General features: G+C 60.2%; 15 protein-coding genes and 2 pseudogenes. 8 read left to right on the top strand and 9 right to left on the bottom strand.

Features of this window, described 5'->3' with window-relative positions; all coding sequences use genetic code 11:
- Positions 1 to 4 precede the first annotated feature (4 nt).
- Positions 5 to 787, bottom strand: a complete 783-nt coding sequence (locus AB7828_RS23930; RefSeq protein ID WP_441231339.1) for an amino acid ABC transporter ATP-binding protein — start codon at positions 785 to 787, stop codon at positions 5 to 7.
- A gap of 122 nt (positions 788 to 909) precedes the next feature.
- On the opposite strand from AB7828_RS23930, the gene AB7828_RS23925 reads away from it, so the two are divergent.
- The 3 genes and pseudogenes from AB7828_RS23925 to AB7828_RS23915 all read left to right on the top strand — a co-directional run.
- Entirely contained in the window at positions 910 to 1,827 is a 918-nt protein-coding gene (locus AB7828_RS23925; protein WP_441231338.1) for a LysR family transcriptional regulator, read from the top strand.
- A 385-nt stretch (positions 1,828 to 2,212) separates the two neighbouring features.
- Positions 2,213 to 2,448: pseudogene (locus tag AB7828_RS23920) on the top strand (helix-turn-helix domain-containing protein).
- Between the two features lie 164 nt (positions 2,449 to 2,612).
- A pseudogene (locus tag AB7828_RS23915) lies at positions 2,613 to 2,762 on the top strand (JAB domain-containing protein); the annotation flags it as partial.
- A 15-nt stretch (positions 2,763 to 2,777) separates the two neighbouring features.
- Here AB7828_RS23915 and AB7828_RS23910 read toward each other — a convergent pair.
- The 6 genes from AB7828_RS23910 to AB7828_RS23885 all read right to left on the bottom strand — a co-directional run bounded on the left by AB7828_RS23910 (position 2,778) and on the right by AB7828_RS23885 (position 8,099).
- Positions 2,778 to 3,473 carry a tetratricopeptide repeat protein gene (locus AB7828_RS23910; RefSeq protein ID WP_441231337.1) on the bottom strand — a complete coding sequence of 232 codons (696 nt, stop codon included), beginning with the start codon at positions 3,471 to 3,473 and terminating at the stop codon, positions 2,778 to 2,780.
- Between the two features lie 271 nt (positions 3,474 to 3,744).
- Positions 3,745 to 4,395: an AprI/Inh family metalloprotease inhibitor gene (locus AB7828_RS23905; RefSeq protein ID WP_441232304.1), complete on the bottom strand. Its 651-nt coding sequence runs from the start codon at positions 4,393 to 4,395 to the stop codon at positions 3,745 to 3,747.
- A 56-nt stretch (positions 4,396 to 4,451) separates the two neighbouring features.
- Complete coding sequence (locus AB7828_RS23900) at positions 4,452 to 5,435, bottom strand: 2-hydroxyacid dehydrogenase (protein ID WP_441231336.1); 984 nt, start codon at positions 5,433 to 5,435, stop codon at positions 4,452 to 4,454.
- Positions 5,435 to 6,223 (bottom strand): ABC transporter permease, encoded by a 789-nt coding sequence (locus AB7828_RS23895; RefSeq protein ID WP_441231335.1) that lies wholly within the window; start codon positions 6,221 to 6,223, stop codon positions 5,435 to 5,437. Before AB7828_RS23895 ends, AB7828_RS23900 begins: the two co-directional genes overlap by 1 nt.
- A gap of 41 nt (positions 6,224 to 6,264) precedes the next feature.
- Positions 6,265 to 7,068 (bottom strand): ABC transporter ATP-binding protein, encoded by an 804-nt coding sequence (locus AB7828_RS23890; RefSeq protein WP_441231334.1) that lies wholly within the window; start codon positions 7,066 to 7,068, stop codon positions 6,265 to 6,267.
- 8 nt (positions 7,069 to 7,076) lie between these two features.
- The gene (locus AB7828_RS23885; protein ID WP_439056992.1) at positions 7,077 to 8,099 is read right to left on the bottom strand and encodes an ABC transporter substrate-binding protein; all 1,023 of its coding nucleotides are present in this window, start codon (positions 8,097 to 8,099) and stop codon (positions 7,077 to 7,079) included.
- An 88-nt stretch (positions 8,100 to 8,187) separates the two neighbouring features.
- Here AB7828_RS23885 and AB7828_RS23880 point away from each other — a divergent pair, with 88 nt between their 5' ends.
- The 3 genes from AB7828_RS23880 to AB7828_RS23870 all read left to right on the top strand — a co-directional run bounded on the left by AB7828_RS23880 (position 8,188) and on the right by AB7828_RS23870 (position 11,860).
- The gene (locus AB7828_RS23880; RefSeq protein ID WP_441231333.1) at positions 8,188 to 9,009 is read left to right on the top strand and encodes a creatininase family protein; all 822 of its coding nucleotides are present in this window, start codon (positions 8,188 to 8,190) and stop codon (positions 9,007 to 9,009) included.
- A 191-nt stretch (positions 9,010 to 9,200) separates the two neighbouring features.
- Positions 9,201 to 9,461: a hypothetical protein gene (locus AB7828_RS23875; RefSeq protein WP_089266312.1), complete on the top strand. Its 261-nt coding sequence runs from the start codon at positions 9,201 to 9,203 to the stop codon at positions 9,459 to 9,461.
- A gap of 413 nt (positions 9,462 to 9,874) precedes the next feature.
- On the top strand, positions 9,875 to 11,860 hold the full coding sequence (locus AB7828_RS23870; protein WP_441231332.1) for a carbohydrate porin: 1,986 nt from the start codon (positions 9,875 to 9,877) through the stop codon (positions 11,858 to 11,860).
- Between the two features lie 60 nt (positions 11,861 to 11,920).
- Here the strand turns inward: AB7828_RS23870 and AB7828_RS23865 are convergent, their stop codons facing one another.
- Both AB7828_RS23865 and AB7828_RS23860 read right to left on the bottom strand, forming a co-directional pair.
- Positions 11,921 to 13,561, bottom strand: coding sequence for an FMN-binding glutamate synthase family protein (locus AB7828_RS23865; RefSeq protein WP_320446465.1), 1,641 nt, complete (start codon positions 13,559 to 13,561; stop codon positions 11,921 to 11,923).
- 211 nt (positions 13,562 to 13,772) lie between these two features.
- A complete protein-coding gene (locus AB7828_RS23860) occupies positions 13,773 to 14,546 on the bottom strand; it encodes a ferredoxin--NADP reductase (protein ID WP_089266309.1) in 774 nt (257 codons plus the stop codon).
- Positions 14,547 to 14,919: 373 nt separating this feature from the next.
- Here AB7828_RS23860 and AB7828_RS23855 point away from each other — a divergent pair, with 373 nt between their 5' ends.
- Both AB7828_RS23855 and AB7828_RS23850 read left to right on the top strand, forming a co-directional pair.
- Positions 14,920 to 15,927: an ATP-grasp domain-containing protein gene (locus AB7828_RS23855; RefSeq protein WP_441231331.1), complete on the top strand. Its 1,008-nt coding sequence runs from the start codon at positions 14,920 to 14,922 to the stop codon at positions 15,925 to 15,927.
- On the top strand, positions 15,920 to 17,239 hold the full coding sequence (locus tag AB7828_RS23850; protein WP_441231330.1) for a bifunctional folylpolyglutamate synthase/dihydrofolate synthase: 1,320 nt from the start codon (positions 15,920 to 15,922) through the stop codon (positions 17,237 to 17,239). The genes AB7828_RS23855 and AB7828_RS23850 overlap by 8 nt, the downstream gene beginning before the upstream one ends.
- Positions 17,240 to 17,339 lie beyond the last annotated feature (100 nt).

Raw genomic sequence — 17,339 nt, 5'->3', positions numbered from 1 at the left:
GTCATCAATCCTCAAAATGCGTCAGGAAACGCCTGGCTCGTTCAGTGGTCGGGTTCTCAAAGAAGAGCGATGGATCGCCCTGCTCAACGATGACGCCCTCGTCCATGAAGACGACACGGCTGGCGACACGGCGCGCAAAGCCCATTTCATGCGTGACGACGAGCATCGTCATGCCTTCGAGCGCCAGCGTGCGCATCACCTGCAGCACTTCTCGGCGCAATTCGGGGTCGAGCGCGGATGTCGGCTCGTCGAACAACAGGACCTTCGGCTGCATAGCCAAAGCGCGTGCGATCGCGACGCGCTGCTGCTGCCCGCCGGACAACCGTGGCGGATAGCTATCGCGCTTCGCGGCCAACCCGACTTTTTCCAGCAGGCTTTCCGCAGTGGCGACCGCCTCGTCGCGAGCGACGCCACGCACGCGCATCGGCGCCTCGATGATGTTTTGCAGCACCGTCATATGCGGCCACAGGTTGAACTGCTGGAACACCATGCCGATCTCGGGCCGCACCTTTTTGGCGGCGGCACGCACGCTGGACGACGGATTTGCTTGCGCCACGGTTGTGCCATCCATCAGGATGCGTCCGTCGGACGGAGCCTCAAGCAGCGCCATGCATCGCAACAGGGTCGTCTTGCCCGAACCGCTGGGGCCAATGATGCAGGTCGACTCTCCCGTGCCGAGTGCCAGATCCACGCCATGCAGCACGGTGTTGGGCCCGAAACGCTTCACCACGGCGTCCGCAGTCAGCAATGGGCCGGACGGGGAAATTGGCGGACTGCTCTCAATCATGCCAGCGGGCGCTCCAACAGGGGTCCGCAATTCATAAGCAAACCTAATGCCAAAATAAACCAGACGCCGCCAAAAGTCATTTTTTGGTATTTTTCCGTAAAAAACTCCTAAATGATGTATAGATGCTGGTTATGGATCTGAGACTTGTCGAGATCTTCAACGCCGTGATGCAGCACCGGTCAGTCACGGAGGCCGCGCGGGCGCTCGGCGTAACGCAGCCCGCCGTCAGCGCAGCGCTCAAGCGCCTGGAGCAGAATGTGGGCTTCGTGCTGTTCCGACGGGAAAGCCGGCATATCGTCCCGACAGCCGAAGCCCATCTCCTGCATAGCGAAGCGGTGCACGCGCTTGCGGGATTTTCCGAGCTGGAAGATGCCGCCGCGGGTATTTCGGCCGGTCAACGCGGCGTTCTGACGATCGCCAGCAGCCCAGGTCCCGGCATCGCCTGGCTTCCGGAGATCGTCAGCCGTTTCCGGCGGGACCGGCCCGCCACCCAGATCAGGCTGCTGACGCGCAGCTCCGACAATGTGCGCAGTCTGGTGTCATCAAGGGCATTCGACATCGGCATCGCCGAACCGCCCTTCGACCGCACGAACACGGTGTTGAAGCGCTATCGGTTCCGGCTGCAATGCGTATTGCCCGCGTCTCACGCATTGGCTGCCCATGAAACGCTCACGCCTGATCTCCTTGAGGGAAGTGATCTCATCATCACGCCGGGAAGCCGAACATCCTACGCTGCAATCTCGCGCGCCTTCGAAGCCAGCGGGACACCGTTTCATCCCGCCATTGAATGCGAGTTTTTTGCTATCGCTCTCAATCTGGCCATCGACGGCGCCGGCATCTGCCTGGTGGACGCGCTCAGTATTTCCGACACGCTCAGGCGGACCGGCAACACCGGCGCGCTGGTCGTTCGACCATTTTCACCATGCGTCTTCTACGAAGTGGGCGTGCTGAAATCGAATGTCGGAGAGCTCAGCGTACTCGCCAGACAATTTCTGAAACTTCTCGATGAGTACACGATGCCTCACCTCGCCCGATTCTGACGGGGATGACGACCGTCTAGCACGCGGGTTACCCAGAGACGTTGCTCGTGATCGGAAAAACCACCGAATACTGGCCTTTCTCGACGACGTCTCCTCTGCGCCACAAACTGCCATTCCAGAACCGTTCATTCCGCGATTCGTGCATGAGCTTGCTTTGGGCTCTATGCCGACGCGCATTCTGTGGCGTCAGAAGAGCAGACATTTAGACTGATGTATCGGAACGGTCCGCAATCCGCTGACGGTGTCCCCAAACCGCAATCAGTCAATGCTTGACTGCAGAACATCTTCTGCACTTATCGGATCCTCTTCGATGACCATCGATCCCAGCCTCACGCAACTTGGAACGTGCAACAGTTCATTGCGTAATTTCGTCACCAGCCGCTCCATCGTACTTCCAGCAGGTCCAGTATTTTTCACCGTTGAGGAGGTTATTGAGCGCTATCGCAGACAGGTCAGCGGGGGCCCCTCCGCAACTGGCGTTCGATGAGAAACGGTCCATCGTTCATCAAGATCGGTAAAGCTATTCTCTATCCTCTGGAGGAGCTCGATCGCTGGGATCGCAGAAATCTAGTTGTTTGCCGGCCTTCACGATCGCTCCCGTTGGAGGACGCTATATCGTGACATCTGCCAGTCCGACATTTGCTACTGAGTGACATGATCTGGCCGAGATAGATCTAGATTTGGAATCCGTATTACAATGTGATCGTGGAGTTTCGTGAAGGCAGCTGCATGATACTTCGGGTCTATCCCGATCTGTAACGAGGAACTAGCCCCAGTTACATCCCCCATCCGGCGACCCGACACCGTCGCAGGCCGATGTGCAGATGACCAAGGCGGTGATCGATGTTGCCGCGCCGCTCGGCATCGCGGTGCATGATCACATCATCGTCGGCAAACACGGCCATGCCAGCCTTAAGGGGCTGAAGCTCATCTAAGGCCAATCAGAACACTTAGTTCTTGGTGGTTTTGACGTATTCTTCTGCTGCTCGAATACCGCTTTTTGCCTTGAGTGTTAAAGCAGTTGTCCGCGGCTTCCATTCGGACACCAGTTTTTCTGCGTTCTTGAGTTCTGCTTCGGACAACATGGCCGCCATTTCATTTACATTCTTTTTGGGCGCTACGTTCGAGAGTTTGAAATATGCATATGACAAAGACAGATCCTTTGGCGCGCCTTTTCCGGCGGAATACAAACGGGACAAACCAAAGAGTGCACCGGGATATCCCTGATCGCCCGCCCTTTTCCACCATTTGAGCGCTTCTTCCGAATTTCCTCGCCTGTCATACAGATTGGCGACATCGTGCTGGGCAAGCGCATAGCCGGCTTCGGCAGAAACAAGCTTATATTTCAAAGCTTGATCCGAGTCAGATTCCACGATGCCTGCGCCTTGCCCGTCATAGTAACAACCAAGCTTATAGGCTCCCAACGGGTCGCTCGACGCAGCTGATTTTTGAAACCACTCAAAGGCCTGCCTACGATCCTGTTGTGTGCCGATGCCATTATTGTACATCATGCCCACATGATATTGCGCCTCTGCATCTCCCTTCTTCGCCAATGCGACCATTGCATTGAAGGTGTCTGCGTCATTGGCATTGGCAGGCATTGAGAAAAATAAAAGGCACGAGAAAGCCAAGGCGAAAAATTTCATCTCACCCTCCAATCGGGTTTGAACCATTTCATCTTGGTAACGCGCAGCGGAAATAGGTTCGAAGAGGCTGATTTGGACCGGACGGATTGTTGCGCAGAGCGCAGTTCGGGCAACGACCTCTCCTCGTCGTCCCCGCAAAAGCGGGGACCCATACACGCCGCGGCGTCATTTGGAGTGCTGTCGTCGTGTGGCTCGCCGTTACAATTGCGTATGCCGTGGTTATGGGTCCCCGCCTTCGCGGGGACGACAAAAGCGGGCGCGGAGCGACCTCCTACTGCCGCAGCAGGATGAGCGGGTCGGCACTATCCGGCACGCGGCGCCACTGAGCGTTATCGTCTGCTTCGAAATGCCAGATCTCGCCTGAGGCCGACATCATCAGCAATTCGCCCCGTTCGAGGCGCCACTGCTTGGGATTGAAATTCGCCACCAGGGGGTCGCAGCGCGGCTTCAGGAACACGGCGAAGTTGTCCTGGGTCGTTTCGGTATTGGTCAGCGTCAGACCGCAGACCACGCGGCCGCTGCCGCGTACCATCGACCAGTCGCCAATCATCTGGTCCATCGACTTGGTCAGCGAGCGGGCTGCAGCGAGATTCTGCAGGATATAGACGCCCTCACCCGTGCGAATGCCCTCGAAGATGCCGCTCTCGACTTCGGTGAAGTCGATCACGGCTTCGCCCGTCGGATTCTGCAGCCGGACGATATCGAGCCCCTTGATGTTCCAGGCCGTGATATCCTTGGTGAAGGGCAACGCCTTCGCGCAATCCGGTTCGAGTTCGAGCTTGAGCCCCTGCGGAGACGTGTCGTTCTTCAGCGTCACCACGCAGGTCTTGCTGCGCTCGGTGGTGGAGAGCTCCCACTGCCCGATCATGTTTTTCCGAAGGGTGGCGGCATCCTGAGCTCGCGCCGGTGCGCCGACAAGCATCGCGCCGGCCACTGCCAGCGCAAAATATCGACAGCGCCCCGACGCGAGTCTCACGATCAGCGTCCCTTTATCGGCGTTTCCGCAATCGGCGTCGTCGGCGCCTTGCCGGCGAACCAGAGTTTGAGGTTGTCGACCACAAGCTGATCCATCGCGTTGCGCGTCACCACCGACGCCGAGCCGACATGCGGCAACAGCACGACGTTCTGCATCGACTTCAGCTCGTCCGGCACTTTGGGCTCCTGCGCAAACACGTCGAGGCCCGCGGCCAGAATGGTGCCCGATTTGAGCGCCGCAATCAGTGCGGGCTCGTCGATCACCGAACCGCGTGCGATATTGATGATGATACCGCGCGGACCGAGCGCCTGCATGACTTCCGCATTGACCAGGTTGGCCGTCGACGGTCCGCCCGGCGTAATGACGATCAGCGTATCCACCGCCTTCGCCATCTCGATCAGGTTCGGATAGTGTTTGTGCGAGACGCCAGCGGCGGGGTTGCGCGAGTGATAGACCACCGGCACCAGCGAGGCGTCGAGACGGCGCGCAATGGCCTGACCGATGCGGCCCATGCCCACCATGCCGACCTTGCGGTCGCGCAGCGAGCCGACTGTGAGCGGATAAGGCTGCGTCAGCCACAGGCCCGAACGGACATATTTGTCCGCCTTGATGAATTCGCGGGCAGTCGCAATGAACAGGCCGAGCGCCGTATCGGCGACTTCCTCGGTCAGCACATCCGGCGTGTTGGTGACGAGGATGTTGTTCTCAGCGGCATATTTCGCGTCGATGTGATCGTAGCCGACGCCGAACGAGGATATGATCTCGACCTTGGGATATTTCGCCAGCACGGCGCTGTTGGTCGGCACCAGGCCGGTCACGGCGATGCCGCGGATTTTCTCGGAGACGCCCGCCGGCAGCCGTTCGAGATCGTGCTGGGTTTCATATTTATGCAATACGAACTGATCCGAGAAGCCGTTATTGATCAGCGGCTTCGTCGGTCCATAGATCAGCAGGTCGATTTTGTCCGAAGAGATTCCCGTCCCCATTATTTTTCCTTTCGCAGTGCACTCTCATGCCAGCGCCGCAACAATTCGTGGGATACCAGCGCGAGCAGCATATAAATCACAATCCCCGCAACGGACAGCAACAATAACGCAGCGAACATTCGGGGAATATTGAGGCGATAGCTGGATTCCGAAATGCGATAGGCGAGGCCTGAACCAGCACCCGCCGCACCTGCAGCGATTTCCGCCGCCACCGCGCCGATCAGCGACAATCCGCCCGCAATGCGCAATCCGCCGAGTATGAACGGCAGTGCCGCCGGAAGCTTCAGATAGCGCAGCACCTGCCAGCGCGACGCGCGGTAGAGCTGGAACAGCCCAGCCAGATTGCGATCCACCGAATTGAGGCCCAGCGTCGTATTGGCCAGCACCGGGAAGAACGCCACGATCCAGGCGCAGACGACGACAGCCGTCTGCTGCGGCAGATAGATCAGCATCAAGGGCGCAATGGCGATGACGGGTGTCACCTGCAGCACGATGGCATAAGGCAACAAGGAATATTCCAGCCATTTGGACTGGTTGAACAACAGCGCCAATGCGATGCCGCCGATGGCTGCGGCGATGAAGCCCTCCAGCGCGGTCAGCAATGTCACGCCGAGGGATTCAGACAGAACCGGCCAGTCGGCGATCAGCGTCTTGAAAACAAGTAAGGGGCCGGGCAGCAGATAGGGCGGGATTTCGCCGATCCGGACGACGAGATCCCACAAAACGATTCCGGCGACGAACACGACCACCGGCCAGACGATGCGCTGCCACGGCATGCTGCTGGGCATTGCCGAACCGCGATCGACTGTGGGCAATGGCTCCAGCCCTTTCATGCCCGCGCCTTTGTCTCGTTGAATGCCGCGTCACTGGCCGCCATCAGTGCTTGCGAAACATCGCGGCAATAGCCGGCATAAGCCATCGAGGTGCGAAACGCGTCGTCGCGCGGTTCAGCGGATTCGATATGGCATTCGGTGCTGACGCGACCAGGCCGCGAGGTCATCACCACAACGCGCTGCGACAGATAAACCGACTCGAACACCGAATGGGTAACGAAGATGACCGTCTTGCCGAGTTCACGCCACAACGCCAGCAGGTCGTTGTTGAGCCGGAAGCGCGTGATCTCGTCCAGCGCGGCAAAGGGCTCGTCCATCAGCAGGATATCCGGCTCGGTCACCAGCGCGCGGGCCAGCGACGCCCGCATCTTCATGCCACCCGATAATTCGCGCGGATAGGCTTCGGCAAAGTCCGCGAGACCGACCTGTGCGAGCACTTCATCCACCCGCGCCGTCGACTGCGCATCCGGCATATGTGCCAGCTTCAGCGGCAGTCGCACATTCTCCCGGATCGTGCTCCATGGCATCAGCGTCGGCTCCTGGAACACGAAACCGATGGCGTGACCGCTGCTCTGCGCAGCGATATCTAAAGTGCCCGCTGACGGCGCGATCAGGCCTGCAATCAGGCGGAGTGCAGTAGATTTGCCGCAGCCGGACGAGCCCAACAGCGAGACGAACTCGCCCTTGCGAATATCGAGATCAAGCGGCCCCAGCGCCACGGTGCCGTTGTCATAGACCTTCGTGACACCGCGCAGGCGCACGGCGGTGGGTGCATCGCTCAACAAGGCAGGGTCGGCCATCTGCCGGGCTACTTCTTCGGCCGGAGATCGAGACCGACACCCTTGTTGATGAACTGCAGCGTATAGGCCTTGCGATAGTCGATGTCGCGCTTGACCACGCCTGCGCGTGACATCTTGTCGAAGAAGCTGGCAACACGCGCTTCGCTCATGGCGCCGATACCGTCTTTGAGCGCATCACCTGAGTCGACGATACCGTATTCCTTCATCTTGGCGATGGAATAGGCCAGCAGGTCATCGGTCATTTCCGGGTTGAGCTTCTTGATGACTTCATTGGCGGCTTTGTTGTCGCCATAGAGATAGTTGTACCAGCCGATCATCGAGGCATCGACGAAACGCTGGACAAGGTCCGGCTTCTTATCGACCCATTCGCGGCGCGTTTCGATCAAGGTCGAATAGCCATCGAAACCGTAATCCGCGAGCAGCATCACGGTTGGCTTGAAATTGGCTTGCTTCTCGACCACGAACGGCTCGGACGTAACATAGCCCTGCATCGCACTGTTCTTGTCGACGATGAAAGGCTGCGCATTATAGGTGTAAGGCTTGACCTTGGACGCGCTGAAGCCAAGCTCGGATCGCATCCATTGGAAATAGCCGGCGACGCCCTCCTTCGAGATCAGCAGCGTCATCGGCTTGAGATCTTCGAGCTTGGTCACCTTGGGATTGGGATGCGCCAGAAAGACCTGCGGGTCCTTCTGGAAGATCGCGGCGACAGCGACCACCGGCACATTATTGGCGACGGCATCGAAGGATTGCAGCGTGTTCGCGCTCATGAAGAAGTCGAGCTTGCCCGAGATCAACAGGATGCGGTTGTTCACGTTCGGGCCGCCCGGCACGATGGTGACGTCGAGGCCGTAATTCTTGTAGGTGCCGTCCGCGACCGCCTGGAAGAAGCCGCCATGTTCAGCCTCGGCCACCCAGTTGGTTCCGAAACTGACCTTGTCGAGCCTGGTTTCCGCCGCGGCAGGCGACCACACGGCCATCACGGCCAATGCGCCAATGGTTAACGCGCGCAGCAGGGATATCGGGCTCATATTGGACTCCGTCGACCGTTATGGCCCATGATAGGAAGCAATCTGCTGCCAGACTACCCTGCAAAATTGACCAAAGAAACGCACCTCGATGACTGCCAATATGCCGCCCCGCGACTGGACTGCCATTCACTGGCCCGACATCGCCAAGAGCGATCCGGCCTCCTGGATTGCTGTGCTGCCATTGGCCGCGACCGAGCAGCACGGACCGCATCTGCCCCTCGGCACTGACGTCATGATTGCGGAGGCTTATCTTGCAGAGGTCCAGCGCCTGCTGCCCGCCGATATTCCGGTAACGTTCCTGCCGCTTCAACCTGTGGGCATTTCGACCGAGCACCTCGCCTTTCCCGGTACGCTGACCTTGCCGACCGAGATCGCATTGCAGACCTGGACCGCGATCGGCGAAAGCGTCGCGCGCGCCGGCGTTCAGAAACTCGTGATCGTCACTAGCCACGGCGGCAACAGTGCAGCAATGACGCTCGCGGCGCAGGACCTGCGCGCCGAATACGGCATGCTGGTCGCCACCACCGGATGGAATCGGTTCGGTGCGCCGGATGGCCTGTTCACCGACGAAGAATTGCGTCACGGGATTCATGGCGGCGCCGTGGAAACATCGATCATGCTGGCGCGCTATCCGCAGCATGTGCGCAACGACAAGATCGCAAACTTCGCGTCGTCAGCGATCGCGATGGAGAAGACCTATCGCTGGCTGTCGGCGAGCCGACCCGCGCCATTCGCGTGGCAGGCCGAAGACCTCCATCCCAGCGGCGCTATTGGCGACGCCACGCAGGCATCAGCCGACAAGGGCGAGAAGCTGCTGGCACACGGCGCAAAAGCGTTCTGCGAACTACTCGCGGACATGCATCGCTTCGACGTGACAGCGTTTGATCGCGAACCGGATGCCGGCGCGTGAGATGTGGTTAACCGCGGATTGCGCGATTCACGCGACGACATATTCCGCGCGGATGACGACACGATTCTGAAACCAAAAGAATTTGCCTGAAACCAAATAGTTCGACCGGGTCTCGAACCCGATCCGTTTGGGCTCCGACTGATTGGCATGCAGGCCACGATGGCTGCACTTCAACAGGATGGAGTTATCCCATGTCGATCAAGTCCAAGATTGCTGCTTTCGCTCTCGTTGCTCTCACCGCTGCCGGCACCGTGGCATCGTCCCAGCAGGCTCAGGCCAAGGGCCCGGGCATCGGCTTCGGTATCGCTGCCGGTGTAGTCGGCGCCGCAGTCGTCGGCAGCGCCATTGCCGCCAACAACGGCTACTACGGTTACGGATATCGCTGCGGTTGGGTCCGCCAGTATGACGGCTACGGCAACTATGTCGGCCGCGTCCGGACCTGCAACTACTAATCTCTTGATCGACTGACGTGGATTTGCGTCCGACACGGGCGCCTCATCCACCCCGTGTCGCACCAGACCCGCTCGGTTGTCCCCCCCGAGCGGGTCATTTTTTTGCGCTCGCCAAATGCCTTTCGAGCCGTGCCGGCCAGCTGCTGTTATCCAACCGTCATGATCGGCTGCCACTGAAACATGCTTCTCCAGTTGCTTCTTGCTATTGCGAATTAGTTGCAATTATAGTCGGGGAGTCGACGGGTTGCTCATTCTGTTTCGTTTTGTCTCACGACGACCCTCGATCCCCCCCAACGTTATGGGCGAATCGACTATTTTTGTGGAATATCAAACGGTTCGTCGCATGATCGGCGGCGACCTAAAGCGAGAAATGACGGCCGCATGAAGTACCCCGACCGATCGCGAGTATTGTCGTGAAGCGCGTTTTGGCCGGTTTTGCGCTGGGCGCATTGGCGTTCGATGGCTCTGCGATCGCGGCCGATATTTCGCCCGGCATGGCGCTGAAAGCGCCCCGCCTGGTTTACGACTGGACCGGGTTTTATCTCGGCGGTCACATCGGCTATGGCGGCGGCAGCTTTGGTCCCGGCAGCAATCCGCTGCCCGCGCAGGGCGTTTTCCTGCCGCCTTCGCCGACCGGCCTGATCGGCGGCTACCAGATCGGCTACAACAGGCAGCTCAGCAACAACGTCGTGCTGGGCTTCGAGGCCGACGCCACGTTCAGCAGTCCGCAGGACGCAGCGCGGTTGATGCCAGCGCCTTTCCATACGACCTTCGACTATTTTGCGACCGCACGCGGCCGCATCGGCTACGCCTTCGGTGCGTTGATGCCGTACGTCACCGGTGGCGTGGCGTGGGGACGCACCAAACTCAATCTCAATGATGCCGACGGCGACCTCATATCATCGGCGACCCGCACCCATTTCGGCTGGACCGCCGGCGCGGGCGTCGAATTTGCCGTTGGCGGCAACTGGACCGCGAAGGCGGAATACGCCTATCTCGATTTGATGCGGCAGACCTATGACCTCGGCAATACCGGGCTGCCGAATGTGAGCGTTGATCCGAATATTCACACCGTCAAAGTCGGCTTGAATTATCGGCTGTGGGACACGCCGCCCTGGTTGCCGTCAGCTCCCGTCACCGGCAAGACTGTGCTGCCGGAATCGACAGACTGGAACGTTCACGCCCAGACCACTTTCATCGCGTCCGCCTATCCGCGGATTCGCTCGCCCTATGAAGGCACCAACAGCCTTCCTGGCGGCGGCCAAGGGCGCGAGACCTTTACGACGACGGCGTTCCTCGGCTGGCGACTGTGGCAGGGCGGTGAGCTCTATCTCAATCCCGAGCTGGCGCAGGGCTTCGGCCTCAACTCCACGCTCGGCCTCGCCGGCTTCCCCAATGGCGAGGCGCAAAAGGGCGGCGCGCCGTTTCCGCGCTTTCGGATGCAGCGCTATTACTTCCGCCAGACGCTTGGCCTCGGCGGCGAGCAGGAAGACGTCCCCGACGCCGCCAATCAATTGGCAGGCAAGCGCGACATCGACCGCATCACGCTCACGGTCGGACGCTTCGCGGTGGGTGATTTCTTCGATGGTAATTCCTACGCCAAGGATCCGCGCGCCGACTTCATGAACTGGGCGATGTGGTCATCGGCCGCTTACGACTTTCCAGCCGACCTGCCGGGCTTCACCCGCGGCGCCATCGTTGAACTGAATCGCAAAGACTGGGCGATCCGAGCCGGCCTGTTTCAGGTGCCGGCGCAGCCTAACAACGACGTCCTGACGTTCAAGACTGGCGGCGCGGTCGTCGAATTCGAGGAGCGTCACCAGATCTTCGACCAGCCCGGCAAGCTGCGCGTCGGTGCCTTCATCAATCGCGGCAATACCGGCAGCTATCGCGGCGCACTGGCGATCGAGGCCAATGATCCCACGCTGGATATCAACGACGTGATGTCCTCGATCCGCCGCGCCAGCGACAAATACGGTTTCTACGTCAACGGTGAGCAGCAGGTTGCCACCGACGTCGGCATCTTCGGGCGCGTCAGCTGGAACGATGGCCAGAACGAGATCCTGTCCTTCACCGATATCGACCGCAGCGTCTCTGCCGGCGTGTCGATCAAGGGCAGCCATTGGGGTCGCGCCAATGACACGATCGGCCTTGGAGGCGCGATCAACGGCCTGTCCGCTGCGCATCGCGACTTCCTCGCCGCTGGCGGCAACGGATTGCTGATCGGCGACGGACGGCTAAATTACGGCACCGAGCGCATCCTCGAAACCTATTATGCCTATGCCATCGACAAGAACTTCACCCTCACGGCCGACTACCAGCTGATTGCGAACCCTGCCTATAACAAGGATCGCGGGCCGGTCTCGATCTTCTCAGGCCGATTGCACGGCGAGTTCTGACGACACATCCTGCGCCGTTTGTAGCCCGGATGAGCGCAGCGATATCCGGGCTACGATAATCTAGGCCGAACGTTCCAGAGCTGCTGGCAGGAACGAGCCCGCTTGCGCCATTTCCCATGCATCGCGAAAGCGCTTGTCGCCGGTGCCATCGACCAGCTCGTTGTGGCGCAGCGCCGGATACATCCGCGTGAAGGACAGAACATCAGTGCTGGAGGCGCGATGCGAGAAATGGATCGGACGAATATCCTGCGGATGAGCGAGCCCGGCTGCCGCGATCAGCTCAGCCAGCGCATGCAACGTCGCCTCGTGATAGTTGTAAACGCGATCGGTCTTCTGAGGCACAGCGAGGGCGCGATTGCGCGTGGGGTCCTGCGTCGTGACGCCGGTCGGGCAACGATCGGTGTGGCAGCTCAGTGACTGGATGCAACCTAGTGCGAACATGAAGCCGCGCGCCGAATTACACCAGTCGGCACCGAGCGCCATGGCGCGGGCGATATCGAAGGCGGTTGCGATCTTGCCGGAGGCGCCAATCTTGATGCGGTCACGCGCGCCGATGCCGATCAGCGCATTGTGCACGAAGTTGACGCCCTCGCGCATCGGCATGCCCAAATGATCCATGAACTCCAGCGGCGCCGCGCCCGTGCCGCCTTCATTGCCATCGACCACGATGAAATCCGGATAGATGCCGGTCTGCAGCATCGCCTTGCAGATCGCGAGAAATTCCCAGGGATGACCGATGCACAGCTTGAAGCCGGCGGGCTTACCGCCGGACAGACGGCGCATCTTGTCGATGAACTCCATCATCTCGATCGGTGTTGAAAACGCCTTGTGATAGGCCGGCGAGATACAGTCCTCACCCATGGCGACGCCGCGGATGCGCGAGATTTCTTCCGACACTTTCGCCGCCGGCAACACGCCGCCGTGGCCCGGCTTTGCGCCCTGGCTGATCTTGAGCTCGACCATCTTGATCTGATCGTTGACGGCAAGCTTCGCGAAGGCGTCGGGATCGAAGTTGCCATCACGCGTGCGGCAACCAAAATAGCCGGAGCCGACCTCCCAGATCAGGTCGCCGCCGTTCTCCTGATGATACGGACTGACGCCGCCTTCTCCAGTGTCATGCGCGAATTCACCACGCTTGGCGCCAGCATTCAGCGCGCGGATCGCATTGGGGCTGAGTGCACCAAAGCTCATAGCCGAGATGTTCAGTACCGAGGCCGAATAGGGCTTGAGGCAATCCGGGCCACCGATGGTGATGCGGAACTGCTCAGTCGCATGCGGCCGCGGCGCGACCGAATGATGCATCCACTCATAGCCCTCTTCGTAGACGTTCTTCTGGGTGCCGAAGGGACGCTTGTCGAGCACCATCTTGGCGCGCTGATAGACCACCGCGCGGGTGTCGCGGCTGAACGGCATACCATCCTTTTCGCTCTCGAAGAAATACTGCCGCATCTCCGGACGGATTTCTTCGAGCAGGAAGCGGATATGCGCCGAGATCGGATAGTTGCGCAGAACCGCATGGTCCTTCTGCAGCACGTCGTGAATGCCAAGCATGGTCAGGCCGCCGAAGACGATGACCGGGATGACAACGAGAGGGATGACCTTGGGGTCGTGAATGCCAATGCCGACCAGCAGCAAGGTGGCGACACCGCAGATCGTCAAAACGATGAAGCGCGGCGAGAGGGGAAGCATCAACGTTTCCATAAAAATCCTGCCTGACATGAATGGCGCTAGCGTTACACAGACCCGATGACGCAAACATCACAGGCGCGTTGCCGCAGAGCATCGCGCCAGAGTGCCCAATCTATCGCGCCACGCTCAATGAATCGTTGCAAAAAGCGAGGGCCCCAGACGACAAAACCCGCGCCGGAGCGCGGGTTTTGCAGTGCAGTGAATCTTGATGGTGTCGGCTGCCTTAGCGCTCGACGAACGCCTTCTCGATCACGAAGTGGCCCGGCTTCGAGCCGCTGCCTTCGATGAAATCGCGCTCTTCGAACATGATCTTGAGATCCTCGAGCATGCTCGGGCTGCCGCACAGCATGATGCGGTCGGTCTCGATCGAAAGCGGGCCCTGGCCGATATCGTTGAACAGCTGCGACGACGCGATCAGGTCCGTGATCCGGCCGCGGTTGCGGAACGGCTCGCGCGTGACCGTCGGGTAATAGGTGAACTTGTCCTTCATCAGCTCGCCGAACAGCTCGTCCTCGGCCAGCTTGGCGACCAGGCGCTCGCCATAAGCGAGTTCGGAAACCTGACGGCAGCCATGCACGAGCACCACATGCTCATAGCGCTCATAGACGTCCGGGTCCTTGATCAGGCTGGCGAACGGCGCGAGGCCGGTGCCGGTGGAGAGCATCAGCAGGCGCTTGCCGGGCAAAAGATTGTCGGTGATCAGCGTGCCGACGGCCTTGCGGCCGACCAGGATGGTGTCGCCTTCCTTGATCTTCTGCAGGCGCGAGGTCAGCGGACCATCCGGCACCTTGATGCTGAAGAATTCCAGCTCTTCCTCGTGGTTCGCGCTGGCCATCGAATAGGCGCGCAACAGCGGCTTGCCATCGACTTCCAGGCCGATCATGGCGAACTGGCCGTTCTGGAAGCGGAACGAGGTGTCGCGGGTGGCTTTGAAGCTGAAAAGTGTATCGGTCCAATGCTGGACAGAAAGAACTTTCTCTCTGTGAAAGGCGCTCATGAGATTTGATTTTCCAGTGCGGGCTTTTTAGAACAAGTCCATTGTTTGCCGCGTCACGATGCCGAGAAACCATTGCGGCTATTGGCTAATTTTGGTTCTCGCAGCTGCGAATGACAATTAGTCAAAGTAGCCATGAAGTGCAATTGCGGACTGAGGGAGGCGGTCGATTAATTTCCAAAGCAGGTTACCCATGCAGCAGCAGCCCATCTGGCCGCGACATTAAATTACCCGATATGGGAGGTTTCGTTCAGTTTCTTGCCGGACACCGTTAATGGTATCCGGCTGGATCGCGTGATCCCGATCCGGTAGTTTCCGGCCACCTCGTTAAAGTCGTCGCAGGCGGCTTTTCGTTCAATCGTCGGCCTGGTCCTTGATGACATCCCTTCGCGACATCCGGGCTGGAAAGCCCCCATCCTATCCCGACCAGTCGATCTATGCCGAATACGCTTGCCGCCAGTTCGGGCTGGATTTCGCCGACGTCGATGGCGGAACGGGCCTGATCTTCACCGTCGGCCGCAATGGCAGGAGCGCATCCTTCGGCGCCGGACGCGGCTCGTTCTTTCCGCAGAACAACGCCACGGCTGCGACGCTGGCGAATGACAAGTATTTCGCCAATGTGCTGATGGAGCGCGCCGGCGTCCCGACTTTGGGCGGGAAATACTTCTTCCTGCATGAGCGTTATCGCGCCCATCGCCCGCCCGGCCACGAACATGCCGACGCCGTCTGGCATTTCGCCGAACTCGGCGACCGGGCCTTCATCAAGCCGCTGATGGGATCGCGCGGCGACTTTGCGGAGATTGTCGTGGGCGGCGACGCGCTCATGGCCTATCTCAAGCAGGTCGCGCAGTATTATGACGCGATCCTGATGCAGCGCATCTATACCGGCCAGGAATATCGCGTGTTCATCCTCGACGACGATGTCGTGTATTGCGCGCAGAAGACGTCGCCCTTTGTGACCGGCGACGGCAAGGCGACGCTCAGGCAATTGATCGCCGCGGAGACGTCCGCGCTGGACCGCCACGGGATTTCGTCGGCCGCCACAGGTCCCGACGACACCTCCCTCGATCGCGTGCTGCCATATGGCGAGCGGCGCGCGATTCCCGGCCGGATGAATCGCAGCGCAGGCGGCAGCATGAGCTTTGCGGCGCCGGGCAACGAGACTGTCGCCTTTGCGATGGCGCTACAGGCCGCCAAGGCGCTCGGCCTGCGCGCTGGCGCGGTCGACCTGTTTACGGATATCGACGGCGATGCTGCGGCCTTGCGCGTGATCGAGGTCAATGCCAATCCCTCGATCCGCTTCCTCGAAGACAGCGGCCGCGAGGATCTGATCCTGCGCATCTGGCGGCATACAATTACGGCGATTGGCCTGCTCGATGTTTAACCTGCCCAAATATGGCGACGGCCTATGCCTCGCCCGGCTGGCGATGCTGCTCGACGCGCTGTCGATCGACCGTGTCAGGCTGCGCAAACATTCCGTCGTCGTCACCGGCTCCAACGGCAAGGGCTCGACCGCGGCATTCTGCGCCAGCATCGGACGCGCTTTCGGCCTGCGGACGGGCCTGTTCACGTCACCGCATCTCTATCGCTTCAACGAGCGCTTCCAGATCGACGGCGTCCCCGTCGATGACGAGTTGCTGGAAGCTCTCGTCCTGCGCGTGGCCACTGCCATCGCCGATCTCAAGCAGCACACGCTGCATGAGACCTTCGGCGCCTTCGAGGCTCAGTTCGCTCTGGCCTGCCTGTATTTCCAGGAGACCGAATGCGAATTCGCCGTGTTCGAAGCGGGCATCGGCGGACGTTACGATCCGGTTCGGCTGGTCGGCGCCGACATCACCTGCGTCACCTCGGTCGATCTCGAACACGTCAACCTGCTCGGCAACTCGCTGGAGCTGATCGCCTGCGACAAGAGCGATGCCTGTATCTCGGGCGGCACCGTCGTCTACGGCGAGAACTGCCTGCCCATGCGCGGCAATCTCGCCGAGTACAATCGCAACCGCAACGTCACCGGCCTGCATATCGGCGACGAGATCACGATCAGTAACGTCTTTGCATCAGCCAAGGCCCAGGCCTTCAACTGCCGGCTGGGCGCATTCGATCTGCGCGCGCTCGAACTCATGCTGGCCGGCGAGTTCCAGCTCAACAACGCCGCCATTGCGGCTGCGCTGTTCATTCTCTGGATGCAGCGCATGCATCCGGATGCGACCACCAGCGCCATCGATCTCGCGGTCCGGACCGGGCTGCGCGATACCAGATGGCCAGGACGGCTCGAAATCGTTCAGCGCGATCCCCTGACCATCATCGATGTCGGCCATACGCCCGATGGCGTCGCACAGGCCCTGAAGAGCCTTCGCGCCATCCATGGCGATGACAACTGGTTGCTGGTGCTCGGCGTCTCCGGCGACAAGAATGTCGACGATATCGCCAAGCATCTCGCGCCCGTCTTCGATACGATCGTGTGCACCCGCGCCTATCACAAGGGCGCCGATGCGCGCGTGGTCGGCGCTGCAGCGCGCAAGGCTCATCCGGCGGCGCGCATTCATGTGGCCAATGCCATGGAAGACGCGGTGCGCCTCAGTCAGCAACTTGCTCGCGCCGTGCCGCGCAAGATCTATGTGGCGGGTGGACTGTTTGCGGCGATCGAATATGCCACGGTGCTGCGCGGCGGCAAGGCGCAGGATCTGCAGTTTTTTTAAAGTTCCCCACTCGTCATTCCGGGGCGTGGCCGGCACTTGCCGGACGCGAACCCGGAATCTCGACATGGGAGTCTCCGGAGAGCCAAACACACCGGGATTC

Origin of the sequence: Tardiphaga sp. 215_C5_N2_1, from assembly GCF_052076055.1 — a bacterium.
GTDB classification, from domain to species: domain Bacteria; phylum Pseudomonadota; class Alphaproteobacteria; order Rhizobiales; family Xanthobacteraceae; genus Tardiphaga; species Tardiphaga robiniae.
This window is presented reverse-complemented; position numbering and strand designations above follow the sequence as displayed.